We start from the raw sequence: 21,809 nt of genomic DNA on the forward strand, positions 1-21,809 counted from the left end.
TAGTTGTATGCGTACCGAGGAAGAACACCGATCACGATGAAAATTCGGCTGCACTGCGCGCGATCTAAATCGTAGAGGCTTGAATGGACGCAACGGCGTATGACCTTGTCCCGATTTCACGTACAGCAGGAAATTCGGTTATTTTCTGTTCGATGTGCGGCTACCTGTTTTACCCGAATGAGGAGAGCGGGTACGACTTTGCCGAGCGCTATCCGCATATCGGAGCTTGGGTAGAACGCATGCGGGCCATTCCGGGATGGGTGTCGCCTTATGATATTTTGCCTGGCAAGGCGCGGGAGGAATCCATAGCGGGGCTATGGATGACAAGCGCAACGCCGCCAGGCGGAAAAAGACGCGATCTCATGTCATGGAAGGGCTTGGGATTGGTATAAGGTTTTGCGCCGGGCTTTTTCACTTGTCTCGTTCCGTTTTCTCCCGGGCCTACAAAAATCCGGGTTTCGCCGCCGGCGGCAGATTCCGGTTATGACATGGTCCATTCGACACATTGAATCGGTGTGGACGTCTATCAACCGCCAGAAGTTGGTGGAGTCGAACTTAATCCAAGTAAACCTAATTCCCGATGACTGGCGACCGCGGATTGTTTGGAGAAGAAAGTCGACGCCGGCGACCTAAGGTATAAGACGTATCAAGAGCGTATTGAGGATGAAGAGCTGCGGCAAGGCGCAGTTAAACAATTGCTCGATCACCACAATACATGACCCGAAATTCGAGACAGACGTCGCTGGTGCCGGCCAATCAAGTCCTTGAATGTCTGCTGCAGAGTAAGGCAACAGAGCGGTAAGGCTTGGGTTCTGCAGTTTCGCCTAAGAGTCTAATGACAGGTTGGAGGCACAAAGCTGCCATTGGCTTCGATACCTGGTGCGGTGCATGCCGACCATTAGGAGGCGTTGGCCGCATTATCTCTCAACCCCCCAAGCCGGTCGGCCGTTGGATAAGGATTTCCAGCGCTCCCATGTCTGAGGGATGGCGCAGTATGTGAAAGCGGGTATACCATCTTGCCCAAGACACATAGACCTGCTCCGTCTGCAGACTGTACTGCTTGTTTCTCAGGAAGCGGCGTCGCTGGTCGGACAACGTAGGTGGTTGCCTGGAAGCCGGATTCGGGTGTCGCTTTTTACGGTTAATTGATACTGTGTGAATGCAAAGTGTAGGCTGCAGACCAAGCGGCATGCGCCTTGCGGGAAATTTGAAAAAATGTTTTATCAGACACCATCCTGTTTTATCAGGCATACCCTGCCGTATAAACCTAGTTAAATATCAATAATGAGCGAAACCCAATCTTTTGTTTGCGAGACCTGCGGTCAGGAACATGTTGGACTACCTACGGACTATGGCTTCCGTCTTCCGGACGCCATTCACGAACTTGAATATCTTTCCCGCTACCTCCGGTCAAGAAGCAATCCAGACCTGTGTACGTTAGATGAGTCTCGATACTTCATAAGGGGTGTTCTGCCATTACCATTTCAAGAGGACGAAGGAAACTTCAACTGGGGGGCTTGGGTTGAGGTCTCGCGTGAGGATCATGATCGTTATGTCGCAGCCTTTGAAGTCGATGGTCGAGGCATACCGAGGTTCGCTGGCCGCATCGCGAATCAGCTGCCAGGCTATGAGACTGCCATCGGGCTCATTGTTGACGTTCAATTACAAGACGAAGGCCAGCGACCGACCTTTCATGTAACTAGCGGGACATCTCACCCTCTCAAACAAGAGCAGGATTTCGGAATCTCCCGGAAAAGGCACCATGACATTCTCGAGGCTACCGGCTTTTTTGATGCGGACGATGATATTTAACATGTCGCTGGACCTAGTCACGCACGCGTGCCAGTCAGCTCCACGCCAGGTGCCATGACCGACATGCAGAATCAGCAAGACCAACCGAATCGGCTCGGTATAGCGCTCGCGATAGGACTACTTGCAACTACCCTTCTGGCTCTTCCCGCGTTTTATAATCTTCTAGTTGCCGTACAAGAGGCATTGACGATAGGCTTGGTGCGCGTGAATCCTACTAGCCGAGGTGCTCCTCGCCATTGGGTCCCATGGCAGCACGCGTGGGCGCACTTTTTTGGCTTGTTGTTGTTGACAGTTGGCGGGCTCCCGCTATTCCTTGCGGTTGCAAGTTCCAGGTTTCGTCGTCTGCCACTTTCACGCGTAGGCGCGGTAGTAGCACTCGTCGCAGCGCCTATAGGTCTTCCGCTGTGGGTACTTTCGGGAAATCTGACCTCGTTATCGGACACTCTTTTCGTTTGCAGCTTCTTTATCGGTGTTGCAGTCGTGATGTATGTTGGGAACAAATTTGGCCGTGTCGCTGCTGTAACATTGGTTGTCGTGGCGTTTATCTTCATGAGCTGGCGGGCAGTGACTGTGCCTAAAAGGACCGTTGAACCGGCACTTAAAGGTGCCGTTCACGGAGGACGATAGGACTTACTCAATATGCGCGGACGCATCCTTCTCGCCTTATCCATCTTGCTTACTGGCTGTTTTTTAATCGGGCCTGGCTCAAACATGGTCGGTACGAATATCGGACGGGAGGTTCGGGACAAGAAAGTAAAGCACATCGATATAGCAAAATTGACCAACTTTCCCTGGGACGAAATTTATGTGTTCGGACCTTACCAGCGGCGCGTTTCCATATGCGAAAGCCTGAAACTCGAGGCCTCAACCTGCACGCGGTTGATTCGGAAAGATGTCGACGAAGGCGAGACTCTATTGGTGTTTCGGAACAAGAATGAAATTGTGCATGTTGAAAGACATAGGCGGTATTTTGGCGACTTCGCGGTCTCGGCTGCCCATAATCCTATACAGCGCGTAGATGCAAAGTTCCTAGTGGAACAAAGTGCTTTCGCATACGACGGCAAACCCTGGTATAAATTGGTCCTCGCAAAAAATCCTGATACGCCGTTGAATCTGGACACGGATGGCTCCCTACGCCAGTTACCATAGTTGCTATATCTATTCATATGCGGATTGACATTCTTCTCGATACTAATCGCTTCAATCTTTCGGAAACGAAGCCCCATTTCATCAACGAGGGATGCTTTGGTGAAGATTTCGCACAGTGGCTACGTCAGAGGTTGAGCCTGGAAGGAGTAAGCGTTGAAGACGAATGGCAGGAGGATTGGGGCTGGCAAATGGGAGCAGCGGTCGGCATGACTAATTACTTGATTGGAGTCAGTGGCATGGTAGATGATTCCAGCAAGGATCCGAATCAGGGGGAGTGGCGGATAATGATCGAGAAGCAGCGCTCGCTATTAGAAAAGGTCTTGGGTAAAAATAAAATGGATAGTCACGATGAGATGGTTGCTCGTGTGCGCAAGCTGGCATTACATGAAGATAGTTTCGCAAACCTTCGTGTTGAAGCGATATAAAAATACATTGCACGCGGCCTTAGTGTGAGCTGGCTTTCTCCAATTCATCAAGCGATTCTCTTCGCGATCGTCTATTTCCTATCGTTGATCGGCGTGTTTCTTCTTAATCGCCGCGAATTCAAGCGCGCGCCGGAGAAGGGCGCAAGATACGCGGCGCTTCCGCTCCAATACAAACTGGCATGCTGGTTCGTCGTTGTTCCGCTTTTTGCAGGTACAGTTCTACGGCCCCCTCTGTTTTTCATTGCGATCGTGGTGTTCACAATCCTCGATGCTTTCTGTGTGCGGTGGTATCGAAAGGTGGGGCTGCTATAACGGTAGCGCCTAGCCCACCATCGTGCGGTCAGCCGCCGGCAAGTCGGCGCTTACGGCTCATGTCGAACGTTGAACGTCCGCTCCGCGGAAAGCCGACAGGCCGGTAAGGGGCGCGTCCCGCGCTTGCGCTCTGTTATATCGCTGTCTGGAATGTCGTCCGGAGCTGCCGCTGGCGTTGGATTTCGATAGGTCGCATGCCGTCCAGAAGCAACCTTTTATGCGGTTCTGCATGAAGCGGTGCGTCGGGTTACAAACTCGGTCAGATAAAGGGTAGACAGCTAGAATACGAGTAGAAGAGCAGCATAGGCTATGGCACCGCCCAAGAAGGGCAGGAATCGACTGCGACGCTCTTCAGGCAGTTCCTCCTTCAATACGTTGAGGATGACACCGCCGGTCAGAATGGCAACCAGTGCGCTGGTTGCTGCCTCCGGGATTTCAAAGAGCCAGCTGATTAGTACGCCCCAAATAATCGCGCCGGCGAGCAGCCATCGACCGATGCGATGAACAGGTCCGCTTGCTCAGTCCAATGCCTGATATGAGGTGCTTGCGGTACATGCTGTTTGATTTTTTTCCCCGCAAGAGGGGCGAAGCCAGCCCGTCGACAGATTGCAGCAGCCAGCGGCAATCGAATGGTTTCTCAACGCGTAAGGAACATGAAGGTGCCAAATCAGAGTTTTAAAACAGCCAAGCAGCCAAGCAGCCAAGCAGCCAAGCAGCCAAGCAGCCAAGGAGCCCGGTGGAGACCAAAGAATTCAATTTCCCCTAGGAGATAATATTTTCCGGAGTCACCACTGCACTCGGCAAGTATGTAGCGGTAATTGAACGGATAAGTAACACTGCGCTCGAATGGAATGAAAGTGCATCCATGCAAGGAGAGCTTGGTCCACGAATTGAAATCAGGATGCCAAGCGACTGCTCGGCGGCTCCTTTCAGGCTTGCAAAGCCGGACCTCGGAATCTGCTGTGGTAGGCAACGTGCTTGCTGGACGGGATGTCTTGAAACATGACACTTAAATGACAACTACTAAAAACGATTATCAGTCCAAGATGGCGATGCAGAGCCAGCCTCCACGCCGAGCCCGTATCATTAAGGGAGGACGGGCGCGACAAACCTTAATCGAACTGCGATCGACTTCTGGTTTCTCCCGGCACTCATCGTCATCGCCACCATTGGATTGGCTTTGGGCGTGATAGAGCTGGATCGAAGGTTCGGCGAGGAACTAATGCAGTGGAGTCCGCGCTGGTTCGACAACGACCCGGAAGGCGCGCGCAGCATCCTGCAGGCGATTGCAGGATCGATGGCGACGGTCGCGGGCGTCGTTTTCTCCATCACCATCGTGGCCCTGGCGCTGGCATCGACCCAGTACAGCCCTCGGGTACTGCGCAACTTCATGCGCGACCGCCTCAACCAGGCAATGCTCGGCATTTTCATCGGCGTCTTCATCTACTGCTTGCTGGTCATGCGCTCCATCAGCGGCGGTAACGGTGCCTTCGTTCCTTCGTCAGCGTTGCTCGTCGCGGTGTTGCTGGCGATCGTTGCCAGCGGCACCTTCATTTTCTTCATCCACCATATCGCGGCATCCATCCAGGCTTCCGAGCTAACAAAGGCTATTGCCAAAGAAACCATCGTGGCGCTCGAGGAGGCATTTCCACTGCGTGGTCCCGCCAGGCAAGAGAGGGAAAAAGGGCTTGAACCCGGGCTGACATGGCAATCATTGCCGGCGCAGGACCTAGGCTATATCCAGACTGTCGACCTGCAGGCGCTGGTGGATTTCGCTTGCGCTTACGATACCATCGTGCGCATGGATTGTGGGGTCGGCGACTTTGTAGCGCCCGGCTGGGCCATGGCTTCGGTGGCCAGCGTCGAGCCGCCCAGTACAGAGATGGTGGAAGAAATCAACCGCATCTACGCCGTAGACGGTTACCGGACCATTGAGCAGGATGCTGCCTTTGGATTCCGCCAACTGGTCGATATTGCGCTCAAGGCGCTGTCGCCTGGTATCAACGATACGACAACCGCAGTCACATGCATCGAGCATCTGACGGCACTGCTCTCACACTGTGCGCCGCATTCGGAACGCGCACCAAATCAGTTACGCGATGGTGCCATGCGGTTGATCGAAAAGCCGCACAGCTTCGCCTACTTGGTAGCCTTGGCATTCGAGCAGATCCGGGAAAATGCAAAGGGCAATACTGAAATCCTCCTGCGCCTGATGGCGGCAATCGAGAGGGTGTCAGGGTGGCTTCGCGACCCTGAGCGGCGGTTGTCGCTGCAAGCGCAGCTACAGGCTATCGCCGAAACCATCGAATCGGAATCGAGAACGGCCCATGAACTCCGCCGGCTGCAGGAAAAGTTGGCAGCGGTACGCGCTGAGCTCAATGGAGGCGAGGTTCATTGATCCGATAAAGGCCATTTGCCTGAGAGCTGCGCCAGATTCGTCCTGACTTCCGCAATGGAGTTGCGCGCAAAAATGACGGCATGCGGTTCCAAGTATTCTTTTATCTGCCTTCTCACTTCCCTCACTGTCAGTGCTTGACAATCGGGCGACTGTTGAACGCCGCTTGGCAGACATCAAGCGATCGATGCTTTGATCGATGTTGTAATAAGGGCAGTAAAATTCAAGTAGACGCAAAGATCCAGCCAATCAAAACCATGCCCAATGCGATCCGGTACCAGGCGAACAGGCGGAGCGAATATTTGGCAACAAATCGGACCAGTGCGCTTACAACTAGCAGGGCAGACACAAATGCGCCAATAAAACCGGCTGCAATAGCACCCAGATCATTTTGCGAAAGCAAGTGGTAGTGTCGGAACATGTCGTATGATGCCGCACCCAACATCGTTGGGATGGCGAGGAAAAACGAGAATTCAGTGGCTGTCTGGCGTGACAGGCCCGACAGCATGCCGCCGACAATCGTGGCTCCCGAGCGTGAGGTGCCAGGAATCATTGCCACACATTGAGCGGCTCCAATACCAAGAGCATGACGCCAGCCGATCTGCGATGTATCGACGATTTTCGGCATGGCTGGACGACGTTCTACCGCGAGAATGATGAACCCGCCGATGATGAGCGCGGAGGCAACTACGGGAGGGTTGAACAGCAGGCTTTTGATAAGCCCGATAAATACGGCCCCAATCATGGCGGCTGGTAAAAATGCAATCATCACGCAGGTGGCAAAGCGCCGCTCTGTAACATCTCCATGCAGCAGGCCACGAAAAAGTTTGGCAATGCGCGCACGGTAAAGCCAGCACACCGCAAGAATGGCGCCGAGTTGAATCACTACTTCAAACACCTTCGCCTCGTTCGACTCGAATTCAATCCATTCGCCGACCAGGATCAAATGACCGGTACTGGAAACCGGCAGAAATTCCGTGAGTCCTTCGATAAGGCCGAGAAACAGTGCTTTAAGTAGATGAATAGTATCCATGACTTCCCGTGTCGATATGCATGACGCTAAGGTACCCGCCATCACGCGGTGACAGACTATAGCGACTCTGGAATGGGCAGTCTAGCTTGCTCCCTCTTGGTAAATCGTTGTTTTTGCGCAAGACTCGGCCATATAGCGGCATCACTCGCACTTGCAAGGCTTCCATACGACCATTACCAAATCCAGAAATTTGATTGGCCAAAGCCTAGCGCAGACATGGCTGGCGCTGCAGCTGGCGAATTTACATGGGTCTTTTGGCAGACCGGATTGAGAACAGCCTCCAGCCGCCTTCGCTCCCTTTATGCAGGTCTGCTTGACGGCAAGCGTGCCTCCACGCATTGGATGGCCGGGAAGGACTTCTTCGTACGGATCCCGTGCATAAAACTTGATATGAATTGCCCTCTATGTGACGAGAACAAGTTGATTACGGCGGCAGGCACTGGTTATGTTGAATCTAAAGTTGTTTGCCAACCGTATCAATTAGGAACGGTAGCTTTCAAGGCATCAATACTCTCCAAACCGAACTGGAATAAAAAAATAATGAACGCTGTCACAACACACAAAAGTGGCTCATTGCGACATGCGCCGCTTATTGCAACATTTCTCAAGGCATCGTTGTTGACCATGCCGTTCGCGGCACTCGCCGAGGAAAGGGAGCTTCCCTCGGTGAGCGTTGAAGCGTCGCGTACCAGCCAGATTGGTATTGCGGAATCGGCGAACGCCGGGGTTGTAACGCAAGAGCAGCTCGAGGCCCGTACTGTCTATCGTTCAGGTGAAACGCTCGAAGCGATACCAGGACTTATTGTCAGCCAGCATAGCGGGGAAGGAAAGGCGAACCAGTTTTACCTGCGCGGTTTCAATCTCGACCACGGCACGGACCTGCGTACTACCGTCGATGGCGTGCTGGTCAATCAGCGCAGCCACGGCCATGGCCAGGGCTGGACGGATTTGAATTTCCTGATTCCCGAACTGGTCTCAAGGCTTGACTACCGAAAAGGTCCCTACTACGCCGCCGAAGGGGACTTCGCTTCCGCCGGAGCGGCGAATGTCTCGTATGCAAGCAAGCTCGAACAAGGGCTGGCAAGCATCGGGATCGGCCAGAATGGATTCCGGCGCATGCTATTGATGGATTCTCCCGGCGTTGCGAATGGCAACCTGCTATATGCACTGGAACTCTTCCGCAACGACGGGCCGTTCACCAATCCTGATGATTACCGCAAAGCGAATGGCGTATTGCGCTACAGCGAAGGCACGGCGGCCAACGGTTTCAATGTCACCGCCATGGCCTATCGCGGCGCCTGGAATTCCACGGACCAGATCCCGTTGAGGGCGGTCGAAAGCGGCCTGATCGGCAGGCTCGATGCGATTGACCCGACTGATGGCGGCAATGCCCGCCGATACAGCCTGTCGACATCGTGGCGACGGACGAACGCGGCCGGTGCGACGAATCTCAATGCCTATGTGATCCGCAATGAACTCGACCTGTATTCCAACTTTACTTACTTTGACGATGATCCGGTCAATGGCGATCAATTCAATCAGCGCGACAAGCGAACCACAACCGGGGTGAACGCAAGCCACACGTGGCCGATCGCCGTCTTCGGGCGTGATTCCGACAACACCATCGGCCTGCAGCTGCAGAACGACAATATCTTCAACGGACTATTCAATACCGCCGCGCGGCAAAGGCTCTCTACAACCCGAGCCGACCACATCGTCGAAAGCAGCGCCGGGATCTATTTCGAAAACAATACGCGATGGACTGATACCTTCAGGACTGTCGCAGGTCTGCGCGGCGACGTTTATCGATTCGATGTGGCCAGCGACAACCCCGTCAACTCCGGAAGGGCACGCGACAGCATCGCCAGTCCGAAACTGGGCCTGATCTTTGGCCCTTGGGCGAAGACGGAGTACTACGCCAATATCGGATCCGGATTCCACAGCAATGATGCACGAGGCACCACGATCACCGTCGACCCGGCAACCGGCGACACCGCGGACCGGGTGCCGCCGCTGGTGCGATCAAAGGGTGCGGAGATCGGGGTGCGTACCGAAATCATTCCGGGCCTGCAAAGTGCCTTTTCCCTGTATCAGCTCGATTTCGATTCCGAGCTTATCTTTGTCGGCGATGCAGGCACGACGGAGGCGGGTCGTCCGAGCCGGCGCATCGGTTTCGAATTCAGCAATTACTACAAGCCGAATGACTGGTTGACCATCGACGCCGACCTGGCTTTTGCCAGAGCGCGTTTCAAGGATGCCGATCCGGCCGGACGCCGCATACCCGGCGCGGTTGAAGGCGTGGCTTCCGTGGCGCTCGCCGTAAACAACATCGGCCCGTATTTCGGTGCACTGCAATTGCGCTACTTCGGGCCGCGTCCGCTCATCGAAGACAACAGCGTGCGTTCGAGGGGCTCTGCGACATTGAACGGTCGCATCGGCTACAAGATCAACAAGCGTGCGCGTATCGAACTGGAAGGGTTCAACCTGACCAACAGGAGAGATTCCGCCATCGACTATTACTATGCATCGCGGTTGGCGAATGAACCGGTTGGAACAAGCACGGACGACATTCACTTTCATCCGATTGAATCCCGCTCGTTCAGGCTGACCATGAACCTGGATTTCTAATAGATGAATGAGGCTGAACGGCGCGCGGAAATGTTGCGCTGTTCCGTCTGACATTGAGATCGGCAACGCAACTTCCTCATCATTCTAATTGCCACCCAGGGCACAGACTGAATTGGTATTGACGTTTTTCCAACGCGACAGCGCCAGCTTCGGTGCATAGGATTTTTAATCGCTTCCGTCTTTGAACAATCATCTAAGGGGCGCTGGATCAGGCGGAACTCGATCAACATGAAAAAAGATCGAACGCATATAACTCAACGAGCCAGAAGCGGTTCGCAGCAGCGAAGCCAGAAGACCTTGGACAATCTGTGTAAAGCCGCATGTCGAATTCTGGAACATGGCGATATTCCAGAGTTGACGACGCAAAAGGTGGCTGAGTTATCTGGCTATGGCGTAGGAACGCTTTATCAATACTTCTCCAACAAGGAAGAATTGCTGGAAACCCTTGCCATGCGTGAACTGGATCGCATGTTGAGCGTGGCTGGAAAAATTCTAGCGGCCTGGAATGCCCGTCCAAACGATGCGGTGACGAACTCCCGTCGTCTGATCGCCGCCATGATTGAAATCATCGGAGAACGTCCACGTTTGGGCGGCATACTTCGTACTGTAATGATCAATGCGCCGGAAGAATCAGAATTAGGCAAAGGATTGCTACCTTACTATGGCCTGATTGTTGATATCGCTTGCAGAACCCATCCGGAGCGTAGTCATCGCCTGCAGGCGGCAAGCGCTCAATTTGTATTATTCAGGGCAATCTCAAGCACTATTCAAATCGCCGCAGTCGAGCGACCGTCGCTGCTCGCAGCCGTCAATTCGAAGATGAAATGGTCAGGCTGATCCTTGGTTTTCTGAATTACGATATTCCCGGGGAATGTGATTTGCTCAAGAATGCAGTGATATGGCGTGGGCTGCCGAGTGATTTTCCTTCGCCGAGCACAGGGCGTTACTACTTTGATCAGTGGAGCCGGCTACGTGAAGGTCAAGCGATGAGCCTGCTCGGGCAGGCATTAAAAAATCTAGTGATGCAAAAACGGTTGCACGGTGGTAGACAGCCCTTGACGAGCTTTTGCATCGTTGACGCACAAAGCGTCAAGAACACCGACACCGCATGGTCAGAGGAGTATGACGCCGGCAAGAAGGTTTCAGGCATCAAGCGCGATATTGCAGTGGATTCCCAAGGTCTACCCTATGCTATTGAAGTCACAACAGCAGAAGTAGATGACCGCGAAGGTGCGCTGCTGATGTTTGCCCTAAACACCGATGCGCTCTCCAACGTGCGCAATGTGTTAGAGCGCTTTCGGTTTGACCTGCCTGACGATCCCGGATGCTTTGCCAGCGACACTGCGTTGTGTGGGGACGCCGAGTCCTCCTTGCCATGGCCCTGCCATGTCGCGTCACCACGCCTTGTTTCGCAGGTAAACCACCTCGGCCTCGCCTAGGCCGGTCAAACCGAAAGCGCTCTAGTCGATGGCGGCTATACCGGCGAGCGGTTCGAGCAAGGTGTTCGGCAGATCCTGGGTGCCACCGTTGAAGTGGCAAAACGCAATGAGCTGCATAACAATGAGCTGCATAAGTTTGTTGTCATTCCCCAGTGCTGGGTGGTCGAGCGTTCATTCGCCTGGCTGGAAAAATGCAGGCGGCTGTGGAAGAACTGCGAGCGCTATTTGCATGCCAGCTTGCAGTTCGTCCTCCTCGCTTTCATCGCTCTCTTGTTACGAAAATATTGAATCGCTTTTAAGTGATCAGACCTCGTCTTTTGATTTCCTCGCTCGCGATTGCGGCAAGTTCACGCAGGGCCTCGATCTGCTCACTCATTAGCTTGCGAGGCACCTGATCCAGTACGCACAAAGTGCCAAGCTTGTAGTCATCCTTGTCGTACAGTGGAAAGCCCGCATAAAACCGTAGATACGGCGCTCCCGTGACTAGCGGATTGTTCTTGAAGCGTTCATCCTCGGCCGCATCTTCCACGATCAAGGGCATCTCATTGAGAATTGCATGGCTGCAGAATGCCCATTCGCGTGGCGTCTCGACTGCATCCAGTCCGACTCGGGATTTGAACCATTGGCGACGCGAAGTCAGCAGTGACACGAGGGCCATCGGCGTCTGCGTAATCCGCGTAGCCAACCAAGTTAGACGGTCAAATTCTCGTTCCGGCGCGCTTTCAATCAGTCCTGAGGCGGCAAGCGCACGCAGCCGCCGACTTTCGTCGTCAGGGGCGGGATAGGTAGGGTTCTGCACGCACTGAAATTCCGGAGCCATCGCTGCCGGCCAAAGGCGGGTCTCAGGTGCAGGTGTATTGCCTTCCAAGATTTTTTGCACCGCGCTTAGCCGTACCCTACGGTGTCCCCCCGGGGTCTTCCACGACGCAATCCTGCCGCTCTCAATCCATTGCTGTGCAGTGCTGACGGCCACCCCAAGCAAGCGGGCGGCCGACCGGGTGGTTAGTATCGGGTCATCGTCCGGCAGTTCGTTTACGGAGGTGTCAGTCATGTCATTTCAGGTGCAGCGTTCTTACGAGTTCAAAGGATAGACCAGATTTGACGGAAGTGTCGCAACCGATAGGTGCATTCGCCAAATAGTTGACGCAAGGAAATATCCTGTTACACTGCCGAATCGGCAACTTCGTCAATTTTGGCAATTTCGGCGTTTTTCTTCCGCCTGCTTTGCCTCTCGGCCACCCATTTGGAGACTTTAAAGTGATTAAGCATATGAAAGTCGGCACTCGCCTGATTACTGCATTTCTTCTTGTGTCATTTTTTGGCGCCATCGTCGCCGGCATTGGCATCTACAAGATGAGCATTATCAATGAGCAGTCCGCGGTCATGTACGAAAGGGAGTTGCGGGGGCTCTCCTTCATTAAAGAAGCCAATATCAACCTGATTTACGTTGGACGTTCCCTTCGGACAGTGCTGCTGGCGTCCGACGAAGCCGAACGCCGCAGGGCAGCCGAAAACGTCGATAAGCAGCTGCGCCTGCTCACGACTAACGTCGAGAAAGCTAATCCGCTCTTCAAGAATGAGCAAGGTAAGAAAATGCTGGCCGAACTGGATGACCGCATTCGGGATTACAAGAGCGCGACCGCCGAATTGCTCAATAAGGTATCTTCCGAATCGCTGCAGGAGAACCGTGAATCGGTAGAGTTCCTGCTCAAGACCTTCAACCCCATCTCTACGGCCATTGATGACAAGATGAGCGAGCTGTCGGCGCTCAAGGAAGAGAACGCTAAGACTACAGCTGAAGAAAACCAGCTTTTGTATGATCAGGCCCGGATGCTGATGATTACCTTGGTCCTGTGCAGCATCGGCTTCGGCGTCGGCTTAGGCATCATGATTACACGTGGCCTGACCCGCCAACTTGGTGGTGAACCGGCGTACGCAGCGGATGTGGCCGACCGGATCGCATCGGGCGACTTGACGACAGAAGTGCGTTTGCGTAGCGGCGATGAATCCAGCATGCTGCATGCGATGAAAAAGATGCGTGAAAGCCTCGCACAGATTGTTGCCGAAGTGCGCAAAGGGACAGACTCGATTGCCTCGGCATCCAGTCAGATTGCAACGGGCAATCTCGATCTGTCGTCGCGTACTGAGGAGCAGGCCAGTTCGCTCGAGGAAACCGCATCGTCGATGGAAGAACTCACCTCGACCGTCCGGCAGAACGCCGACAACGCTCGCCAAGCGAACATTCTCGCTGTCTCTGCATCCGAGGTCGCCAGCAAAGGCGGGGCAGTCGTGTCCGAGGTGGTTTCCACCATGGGTGCGATCAACGAATCCGCAAGGAAGATTGTCGACATCATCGGCGTCATCGACGGCATTGCTTTCCAGACCAATATCCTGGCGCTCAATGCTGCGGTGGAAGCGGCACGCGCCGGCGAACAGGGCCGCGGCTTCGCCGTAGTGGCAGGTGAAGTCCGCACGCTGGCTCAGCGCTCCGCCAATGCAGCCAAGGAAATCAGGGTCTTGATTGGCGATTCGGTGGAGAAGGTGGAAAGCGGCAGCAAGCTGGTAGACCAGGCCGGCAGCACCATGCAGGAGGTGGTGGAAAGCGTCAGACGCGTCTCCGATATTATCAACGAAATCACTGCTGCCAGTCAGGAACAAACTTCCGGCATCGAGCAGATCAACCAGGCAATCAGCCAGATGGACGAGGTGACGCAGCAAAATGCCGCACTGGTGGAAGAAGCCGCGGCGGCATCCGCCGCGCTCCAGGATCAAGCAGCCAAGCAGATGGAGTTGGTGAGCGTCTTTAGGCTTGATGACCGCCACGCAGCAAGTTCTGCAGTCCACGCCTCGGCGGCTTCGGACGGCATGCTCTCAAGTCCCATACGTTCTGCGTATCCTGCATCTGCACAACCACTCGTTCCAGCCGCATCAACATCGCCCGCGCGGCGGCAGTCTGCCATGAGTAACGCACGGCATTCAGCGGACTGGGAGGAATTCTGAACGGTTAGAACGGGCCGTCCGCTGCGCTCGGCTCCTTGCCATTACGCGTTATTGTCCCGCCCGGCCCTATGGTTTGTCCAGAAACAACATGGTAAATCGCTAAGAATAAGAGCAGAATAAATCCATGGCTTCAGTCGACGATAATGCAATTGCTCAAGCTGTCCCCTACGGCGTTTATGAAGTCACCTCCAATAGAGGTTGCATGTATATTGGGGACTGCTTCGACACACCACGCTTTGCCGTCGATGCCATCACCGACTGGTGGTTCGGTAATGGGCAGAAGCGCTATCGCGATGCTCATCGTTTGCTGATTCTGGCTGACGCGGGCGGCTCCAATATACCTGCCCAGCATGGAGCTACACGTTCACTCCACGACCGTGTTGGATCGACGAAGATGACCAAGTTGTTTATTGCTAAGTCCTAAAGCGACACAACCAGTTGCCTCCACTCCGGCTAAGCCGGGCGCGAGGCGCTTGTTGACGGACCCGGGCATGACATGGAACCAGCGATTCCCGCGCCACACTCATTAGATACAGGATGGGAAAACATGGGCCGGCATGCCGGCCTGTCCCGGTCACTACGGTCAGTCTGTTTGGTCAATGCGAGGGAGGCTGCAATGTCTCATGCAACCAGAGCGACGAAACGCGAAGAGCGCCGCGAAATGGAAAGGCTGATGCGGGAGCGCCAGAGGCGCAATCCGACACGAGCGGAACCGAACTGGATTCTCAACTTCTGGGCTGAGCGCCGGAGGATGCTGACATGAGTGCCGAAAGAGACAGGATGCGCCGTATCCTTGGCATAGAGCTTGCCGAAGCCGGCCGCAAAGCCGGTGTGACCGCGCCGATGGAGCGCCGCCCGCCACGGGAAGACAGCGCATCCGAACCGGGGTCTTTGGACCTGCTATATTTTTCGAGCCTCGACGATTACCTGGAATGGTTTGATTCGCAGGACGACAGGAAATGAACGCGGCTCATCCTGAATTTTGCTTGCCGGCCGCTGCCGACGAGGGCGCCGCTCGCTCCGCTTGCTTCTGAGAGGGCAAGGTCCAAACCGTCTTCATGGTTGCCGCGTCATACCCAAGTCGTGTCTGCCGACTGTGTAACGGGACTGTTGTCTGCCGGCGTTGCACACGTGGCGTCTACCAAAGCCGGAACGCGGGATGCCTGCTTTCCTGCGCACGGCATTGCGCTCAGCGCTTCCTCCCGCCGACCTGATTCCCGATCACTCCGCCTACCGCCGCGCCGCCAACCGTGCCGATGCCGCTGCCGCCGGTGAGCACGGAACCCGCCACGGCGCCGATGCCGGCTCCCACGGCAGTATTCTTGTCACGCTGGGTCATGCTGCTGCAACCAGCCAGGGTAAGCATTGCGGCAAGCGCTGTTGCGGTAATTAATGGTCGCTTGTTCATTTTTTTCCTCCTTAATGTTAAGACACTTTGCTGCAAATATCTTAGGCGCCATACGCGCCATAGCCGAAAAGCATAGGGCAGGTTACGGCGACAATCTGCGCGTGTTGCGAACTGTTACCAATAGGCGAACCAATTGGATCTCTGAACAACATATCCAGAGACTGCAGTGACTGCAGGCGGATTTCACTTCCTGGCCTGCCCGCGAGGAGTGGCTGCCCGGAACTCGCGGGCCGGTTTTTCATGCACTATTCTGAATCCGCTCGATGCATCCGGATTGCGATACATGGATCGAAGATGCTGCCGTTCGCAAGACGGACTTCGGATGTTTTGGCGTGCAGGCGCTCCATCGCTGGCTTGCGGAAGCCGTGCAGCGTCAACACAGCGGTACTGCCGGCATAGGTGCGAAGTGCAAAATTGGCGCGGACCGGTAGGCTGCAAGAAGCAATACTACACACGGCTCGCTAATCTCTAGAGCGCTTTCGGTTTGACCGGACTAGGCGAGGCCGAGGTGGTTTGCCGGCGAAACAAGGCGTGGTGACGCGACATGGCGGGCTCGGCGCCCCCGGGCCATGGCAAGGAGGACTCGGCGTCCCCACACAACGCAGTGTCGCTGGCAAAGCAGCCGGGATCGTCAGGCAGGTCAAACCGAAAGCGCTCTAGCATGCTAGAAAGAGGCGATTCAAGAGCTAGCGGCGTTCATCCCATTGGCCACCCTGGAACTTTGTCCTTGCAGGTGTCACTTATTGGTGAAGAAAGCAGAATTATCAGTTTTTCATCCAGCTTTAATTAAATCCAGATAGTGATGCTAGAAATCTGTGGAAGACGAAGTGGCTTCAAGATCTTGCAGTAAATATGTTCAATACAACCCAGTCAAACAACCTAGTCAAACAACCACCAAGCGAGGGCACCATGGCCGCCATATCTGCACCCGGATCGAATCCTTTCGTTGAATTTGGAAAAATGATAGGTGTTGAAACTTCTAAGCGACACTCAAAAGAAGATTTTAAAAATGCCCAATCGGTTCTTGCCAATGAAATGGCTCGTCTCTACCCCGATGGCGTCGTAAATTCCGATAGCAGAATAGCTGTTTGGACAAACAAAAATCTCAGGCACATAGTTCAGCATGGCGAAATTAAGGATGCAAACGGAAACACCACACGTGTCTCGGATGACGTTAAAGCTGCCGCCCAAACAATTCTGGACGTCGGTGGCGGATCCTTAATAAATCCAAACGGCGATCCTTGGGTCTCGGAAGATGACTTACGCAAAGCAATTTCGAACGGGATTTCAAATAATGACTATTTTTCGGACGCCGTGAAGCGATTGGAGCGCTAAATTAATTTTAGCGTTTTTTACATTGGGGCTCGTTTGGTTGAACGGTAACCTCTCTTCATTAAATGGTGCTTTGCGGTAGCAAGTTATACTCCGCGCCGCAAGGTCGCCGTGTGCCGGAGAGGAACGCGCACCGTACGGGGAATCTAGACTTCAGTCTATGCCGCCGGTTCTGGCATGAGAACATTGGCGTAGTAAAACGCGTCTGACGTAAGGCTGTCCAGCGTGCTATGAGAGCGGTGGAAGCCGTAGTACGACAGATAGCTATCGATGCCGCTGTCTCGTGCTTGCCGTTGGTCAGTCCTCAATGTACGGATGGATTCCAGGTTTGACTCGATATCTCCGCAAGCTCTTCCGGAAAAGCCGCAAACAGGCAAGGCACCGCCTTCGCTCCTGGCTGGCGGGGCGGCGCTGTCTTCTCGCGGATCGGGTGGGCGTATCGCTGTCTCCTCGCGGCTGTTCCGGCGCGACGAGCGACGGCGCTTCCTTCGCCGGCGCCGTGTATTTCGCGATCTGCTGCTCCGGCGCTGCTGCCGGTGACGCGCTTGCCGTTTCCTTGCGGTCGCCGGATGTCGAGCCTGAAGTTTCCGGTGCTCCTGCTGTCGCCGCCGTGCCTGCAGCGGATCGGGGACACGGCCGCCTATCGAAGCGAGAATTGAAAAAGCTTCGTTTTGATTTTAAATGAAACCGAAAGGTATACCGTGGCAACTCATGAATGCATTCATTCGGAAATTATTCTTAAAAAATAAGGTGCAAACATGGACCCGGGTCAGTACGGTGGGCTATGACGTCGACAATCGGACCCGTATCCCGGATGAACCATATGGCAGCCATATGAGTCTGTTCGAACCGCGGGCGATTCGAATACCTGGCATGCCAGGCGCTCGGTGCGAAGGTGCAAATGGCCAAGCGCAATGAGCTGCATACGTTTGCTGTCATCCCGCAGCGCCGGATGGTCGAACGCTCCTTCGCGTGCCCCGAAACCACCGCCCAGGACGGACTATGTGCCAGGCCCGGTCGCACGGCGCGATGTAGCTAGAGCCCGTGTGCTCAAAAATGGAGCCGTTAATTAAAACCTTGAAAGAGGCGGATGTTAAACCTTGTTACCACCCGACCCGTTGAGGAAATCCTCGGATTTTTGGGTTGGAGATCGACGATCATTCTCAATGGAACGTCGCAAATCAGTCTCCGTAAACCATGGATCTCCGTTTGGATTAATCGAAGCCGGTCCACCGTTATCCAGGATGGTTTGCACCGCCTTCCTGGTTTCGTCAGGAAGGAGTTGTCGTTTGCCATCCGCATCCTCGATCGTGCCATGCTCAACTATGTGCTTTAAAGTTTCCTCATTCGCAAACACAGTATTACCACTTTTGTTGTTGATGCCATCCGGGTAGAGGCGCTTCATTTCATCAGCAAAAGTCTCTTTGGCTTTGCGAAGTTCTTCTTCCTTGTTGGTTTCATCAGCAGAACTCTTTTCGACGCCTACCGTTGGCTTTGTGAGGGTAGGAGACAGAGGTATCGCCTGGGTAGAAGGTATGGATGTCATTTCAAGGTCGCTTTATCAAGCATTGGTCGGATAATTTATTCCGCTAACCGCCTGCGCAAGCCAGCGAAGCAGCATCGTCTTCCACATGTCCTCCCAAGCTTGCTCCACACTGGGGCAAGAGCCTGATCCAGAATGCGTACGAAGACCGCTTTCATCTTGTATGTAGCATCTGCAACGAGATGGTTCCATGGGCTTGCGATGCCGGCTCGATTCTTCATTCACGGCATAGTACTTCCATGACAGCCTCAACAGGCTTCCCCGGCATGCGCCTATCGGCCCGAACTCTCAGCAGCCTGACCGCCCCTTATTCCATCGCCCGCGGCCGTCGGCTGCACGGTCCCGCTTTCCATGCGCACCAGCTGGCCGTTCGCGGTCTGGTCGCCATCGCGGAATTCTCCTTCCCAGTAATTGCCGCTCTGCCAGGTATAGCGGCCTTGCCCATGGTGCTTGCCCCGGGCCCATTGCCCGACATAGGTGTCGCCGGAGCGAAAGCGCGTCCTGCCTTGTCCGTCCGGCTCGCCGTTGCGCAGTTCGCCTTCGTAACGGTCGCCGGTGGCGAACTGCAGCACGCCCCGGCCGTTGAGCACGCCGCGCACCCAGTTGCCGGTATAGACATCGCCGCTCTGGAAGCGCGTCGTGCCCTGGCCGTGCGGCTGGCCGTCGCGTATCTCGCCGTCGTAACGGTTGCCGTTGGCGAACTTGAGCACGCCGCGGCCGTTGGGTTTGTCGCCGGACCAGTCGCCGTTGTATTCCTGGCCATTGGACCAGACGAAGCGACCCTTGCCTTCCTTGATCCCTTTCACCAGCCTGCCTTCAAAGCGGTCGCCGTTGTCCCAGCGGATCTGACCCGTGCCGGATACCAGTCCGGTGACCGGATCTGCGCTGAAGTTGCCGACCATGGTCTGTCCGGGAAAGGTGTAGGTGCGCTGCGGACCGGATGTCGATGCTGGCGGGGCGGCGCTGTCTTCTCGCGGATCTGGTGGGCGTGCCGCTTCTCCGCGCGGTTGTTCCGGCGCGATGATCGACGGCGCTTCCTTCGCCGGCGCCGTGTATTTTGCGATCTGCTGCTCCGGCGCTGCTGCCGGTGACGCGCTTGCCGTTTCCTTGCGGTCGCCGGATGTCGAGCCTGAAGTTTCCGGTGCTACTGCCGTTGCCGCCGTGCCTGCTGTCGCGGCGCGTTCATTGCCGGCCCTGGCCTGGCGTTCAGGCGGCTCGCTCAGTTTCGCCAGGTCCATNACTGCCGTTGCCGCCGTGCCTGCTGTCGCGGCGCGTTCATTGCCGGCCCTGGCCTGGCGTTCAGGCGGCTCGCTCAGTTTCGCCAGGTCCATGCGCTGCCTTTCCTCCGCGAGCACCCGGGCTGCGGGCGCAAATTTGCCTTTCGGATAACGCTTCAAATAGGCTTTGTAGCCTTCGGTGGTATCGGTATTCTTCGCGCCGTTCCACAGTTTGTCTTCGGCAGTGTCGGCGGACGACGCCGGGGGAGACGCGGAGGGCGAACCGCCAGGCGTCGTTGCCATGGCTTGCGGCGGTACGCCTGCGTAAGTTTTGTCCCTACTTGGCGCGGTCGGGCCCGAGTCCCTGTTTTCCGGCGGAGGAATGAAGTCGCGCGAGCGCATGGCATTGCCCGCCACTGCCTGCGCGGGAGCCGCCGGCGCTTTCTGCATCGATGCGTCGGCATCGCCGCCCGATGCCGAACTTCCGCTGCTGCCACCCCCGCTGGAGCCGCCGGTTGATGCACCTGCCGGCGTACCGGCGCCACGGGTGGCGGGGGGCTTGGGAGTGCCGGGAATGCCGGCCGAGCCGATAACGCCGCCCGCAACCCGCGGGATGCCGGGGTCCCGCGAATACTGCGGTTCCGGCGCCGCTGTATCGGCTTGAACCGTGTCCTGGGATGCGACCCAGCGATAGCCGAACACCGCCGTCGTTGCACCCGCTGCCAGCAGTACGGTCGCAATCATTCCCATCTTCATCCGGTTGCGTGCCTGCGGAATGTAGCGCTGGTCGCCGATCATGGGTTTTTTCCAGTCGTCGGCGTCTTTCGGCGGCGTGGGCGGCGGCATGCCGCGCGTGGCTTGCCGGGGTACCGCCGTTGCCGATGCAGTTGCAGTCCTGGCGGCTGCACCCGCCATTCCTGTTCTTGCTGCCAACTCTGCCGCGCCTGCTGCAACCGCCGGCGAACCTTGCCCGGTCCTGGCGGCGGCGCCCGGCCTTGGCGCGCTGCTGCGCGCGGCGCCCGAGGAGCCGGGTAGCGGCCGCGGCTCGGTGCCTTCCATGTCGAGCGCATGCCGCATTTCCGGCACCGACTGGATGCGGTGCTCCGGCTTGACGGCAAGCGCGCGGTCGATCACGCCGAGGAATTCGTCGCTGAACCGGCCGCGTCCCGCCGCCCGCGCCGGCATCATGTCGTCGTGCACGACGCGCGATACGGCCGGCGAGGGCGCCTTGCCGGTAATCAGGTAATAGACCACCGCGCCGAGCGCATAGATATCGGTCCATGCGCCCTGGCGCAGCCCGGGAATATCCGCATACTGCTCGATCGGCGCGAAGCCCGGCTTGAGAATGACGGTCGGCCCCTGCGTGAGGTCGCCGATCACCCTGCGCGCCGCGCCGAAGTCGAGCAGCAGCGGGCGGCCGTCCTTGAGTAGCAGGATATTGTCCGGCGCCACGTCGCGATGAAAGCATTGCTCTCGGTGGATGGTCTCGAGCGCATCGAACATGTTGGCCAGCAATGCGCGCGTCCATTCCTCGTCGGGTGTGATGCGCTGTTCCTTGTAGGCTTGCTTGAGCGTGACGCCGTCATAAAAAGGCATGGCCATGTACGCGGTGCCGTTCTCTTCCCAGAAGCGGTAAACCTTCACCAGCGAAGGCGAATCGAAGCGCGCCAGCAGGCGGGCTTCGTTGATGAAGCTTCTCAGGCCGGTGACGAAGGTGTCTTCATACTGGCGCGAGCGCACGGTGACTTGCCGCGCCTGTGTGCGCGCGGCCATGCCCGAAGGCATGTATTCCTTGAGCGCCACATGGCGTTCTAGGGAGTGGTCGTAGGCCAGATAGACGATGCCGAAGCCGCCTTCGCCGATCAGGTCCTTGATCTCGAATTCCCCTAGCCGGGTGCCGATGGGAAGGGTATTCATCGCGCCGCCCATGCCATCGTTCGGAACGCGCGAAGTGCGATGGCCTGTGCGTACTACGGTTCTGTCATTGTCGAATTCCATGTCATCGGGCCAGTAAGGAAAGGATGCGAGCCGGCAGGTTCGGCGACGGATATCCGGCACGGTATTGCCGCGACGCAGGCCGCGAACTTGCATCTTGCGTCCGGGTCAGAGCCTGCAG

Annotated in this window: 18 protein-coding genes and 1 pseudogene; 14 read left to right on the forward strand and 5 right to left on the reverse strand. The window is 56.0% G+C overall.

Features of this window, described 5'->3' with window-relative positions; genetic code table 11:
- Positions 1-83 precede the first annotated feature (83 nt).
- From RY831_RS02450 to RY831_RS02475, 6 genes are all read left to right on the forward strand, one after another.
- Positions 84-392, forward strand: coding sequence for a glutathione S-transferase family protein (locus tag RY831_RS02450; protein ID WP_326504740.1), 309 nt, complete (start codon positions 84-86; stop codon positions 390-392).
- A gap of 892 nt (positions 393-1,284) precedes the next feature.
- Positions 1,285-1,812, forward strand: coding sequence for a DUF2199 domain-containing protein (locus RY831_RS02455; protein WP_326504741.1), 528 nt, complete (start codon positions 1,285-1,287; stop codon positions 1,810-1,812).
- A gap of 639 nt (positions 1,813-2,451) precedes the next feature.
- Positions 2,452-2,961 carry a hypothetical protein gene (locus tag RY831_RS02460; protein WP_326504742.1) on the forward strand — a complete coding sequence of 170 codons (510 nt, stop codon included), beginning with the start codon at positions 2,452-2,454 and terminating at the stop codon, positions 2,959-2,961.
- A gap of 17 nt (positions 2,962-2,978) precedes the next feature.
- A complete protein-coding gene (locus RY831_RS02465; RefSeq protein ID WP_326504743.1) occupies positions 2,979-3,386 on the forward strand; it encodes a hypothetical protein in 408 nt (135 codons plus the stop codon).
- Between the two features lie 24 nt (positions 3,387-3,410).
- Positions 3,411-3,698 (forward strand): hypothetical protein, encoded by a 288-nt coding sequence (locus tag RY831_RS02470; protein ID WP_326504744.1) that lies wholly within the window; start codon positions 3,411-3,413, stop codon positions 3,696-3,698.
- Positions 3,699-4,824: 1,126 nt separating this feature from the next.
- Positions 4,825-6,096 (forward strand): DUF2254 domain-containing protein, encoded by a 1,272-nt coding sequence (locus tag RY831_RS02475; protein ID WP_326504817.1) that lies wholly within the window; start codon positions 4,825-4,827, stop codon positions 6,094-6,096.
- Between the two features lie 220 nt (positions 6,097-6,316).
- Here RY831_RS02475 and RY831_RS02480 read toward each other — a convergent pair whose 3' ends face one another.
- Positions 6,317-7,126 carry an undecaprenyl-diphosphate phosphatase gene (locus RY831_RS02480; RefSeq protein ID WP_326504745.1) on the reverse strand — a complete coding sequence of 270 codons (810 nt, stop codon included), beginning with the start codon at positions 7,124-7,126 and terminating at the stop codon, positions 6,317-6,319.
- Positions 7,127-7,750: 624 nt separating this feature from the next.
- On the opposite strand from RY831_RS02480, the gene RY831_RS02485 reads away from it, so the two are divergent.
- The 3 genes and pseudogenes from RY831_RS02485 to RY831_RS33385 all read left to right on the forward strand — a co-directional run.
- Complete coding sequence (locus tag RY831_RS02485) at positions 7,751-9,754, forward strand: TonB-dependent receptor (protein ID WP_326504818.1); 2,004 nt, start codon at positions 7,751-7,753, stop codon at positions 9,752-9,754.
- 228 nt (positions 9,755-9,982) lie between these two features.
- Positions 9,983-10,591: a TetR/AcrR family transcriptional regulator gene (locus tag RY831_RS02490; RefSeq protein WP_326504746.1), complete on the forward strand. Its 609-nt coding sequence runs from the start codon at positions 9,983-9,985 to the stop codon at positions 10,589-10,591.
- 41 nt (positions 10,592-10,632) lie between these two features.
- A pseudogene (locus RY831_RS33385) lies at positions 10,633-11,481 on the forward strand (transposase); the annotation flags it as partial.
- A 7-nt stretch (positions 11,482-11,488) separates the two neighbouring features.
- On the opposite strand, the gene RY831_RS02505 reads toward RY831_RS33385, so the two are convergent.
- Positions 11,489-12,244: a GAF domain-containing protein gene (locus RY831_RS02505; RefSeq protein ID WP_326504747.1), complete on the reverse strand. Its 756-nt coding sequence runs from the start codon at positions 12,242-12,244 to the stop codon at positions 11,489-11,491.
- A gap of 89 nt (positions 12,245-12,333) precedes the next feature.
- Between RY831_RS02505 and RY831_RS02510 the strand changes: the two genes are divergently transcribed.
- The 3 genes from RY831_RS02510 to RY831_RS02520 all read left to right on the forward strand — a co-directional run bounded on the left by RY831_RS02510 (position 12,334) and on the right by RY831_RS02520 (position 15,156).
- Positions 12,334-14,193: a methyl-accepting chemotaxis protein gene (locus tag RY831_RS02510; RefSeq protein ID WP_326504748.1), complete on the forward strand. Its 1,860-nt coding sequence runs from the start codon at positions 12,334-12,336 to the stop codon at positions 14,191-14,193.
- 124 nt (positions 14,194-14,317) lie between these two features.
- Complete coding sequence (locus RY831_RS02515) at positions 14,318-14,617, forward strand: ISAzo13-like element transposase-related protein (protein ID WP_326504749.1); 300 nt, start codon at positions 14,318-14,320, stop codon at positions 14,615-14,617.
- Positions 14,618-14,952: 335 nt separating this feature from the next.
- Positions 14,953-15,156, forward strand: a complete 204-nt coding sequence (locus tag RY831_RS02520) for a hypothetical protein (protein WP_326504750.1) — start codon at positions 14,953-14,955, stop codon at positions 15,154-15,156.
- A 226-nt stretch (positions 15,157-15,382) separates the two neighbouring features.
- On the opposite strand, the gene RY831_RS02525 is transcribed toward RY831_RS02520, so the two are convergent.
- Positions 15,383-15,601: a YMGG-like glycine zipper-containing protein gene (locus tag RY831_RS02525; RefSeq protein ID WP_326504751.1), complete on the reverse strand. Its 219-nt coding sequence runs from the start codon at positions 15,599-15,601 to the stop codon at positions 15,383-15,385.
- Between the two features lie 852 nt (positions 15,602-16,453).
- Between RY831_RS02525 and RY831_RS02530 the strand changes: the two genes are divergently transcribed.
- Entirely contained in the window at positions 16,454-16,936 is a 483-nt protein-coding gene (locus RY831_RS02530) for a hypothetical protein (RefSeq protein WP_326504752.1), read from the forward strand.
- 304 nt (positions 16,937-17,240) lie between these two features.
- The gene (locus tag RY831_RS02535) at positions 17,241-17,618 is read left to right on the forward strand and encodes a hypothetical protein (protein ID WP_326504753.1); all 378 of its coding nucleotides are present in this window, start codon (positions 17,241-17,243) and stop codon (positions 17,616-17,618) included.
- Positions 17,619-18,026: 408 nt separating this feature from the next.
- Here the strand turns inward: RY831_RS02535 and RY831_RS02540 are convergent, their stop codons facing one another.
- On the reverse strand, positions 18,027-18,479 hold the full coding sequence (locus RY831_RS02540; protein ID WP_326504754.1) for a hypothetical protein: 453 nt from the start codon (positions 18,477-18,479) through the stop codon (positions 18,027-18,029).
- Positions 18,480-18,748: 269 nt separating this feature from the next.
- The gene (locus RY831_RS02545) at positions 18,749-21,784 is read right to left on the reverse strand and encodes a protein kinase domain-containing protein (RefSeq protein WP_326504755.1); all 3,036 of its coding nucleotides are present in this window, start codon (positions 21,782-21,784) and stop codon (positions 18,749-18,751) included.
- Positions 21,785-21,809 lie beyond the last annotated feature (25 nt).

It is taken from the genome of Noviherbaspirillum album, from assembly GCF_035916955.1.
GTDB lineage: Bacteria > Pseudomonadota > Gammaproteobacteria > Burkholderiales > Burkholderiaceae_D > Noviherbaspirillum > Noviherbaspirillum album.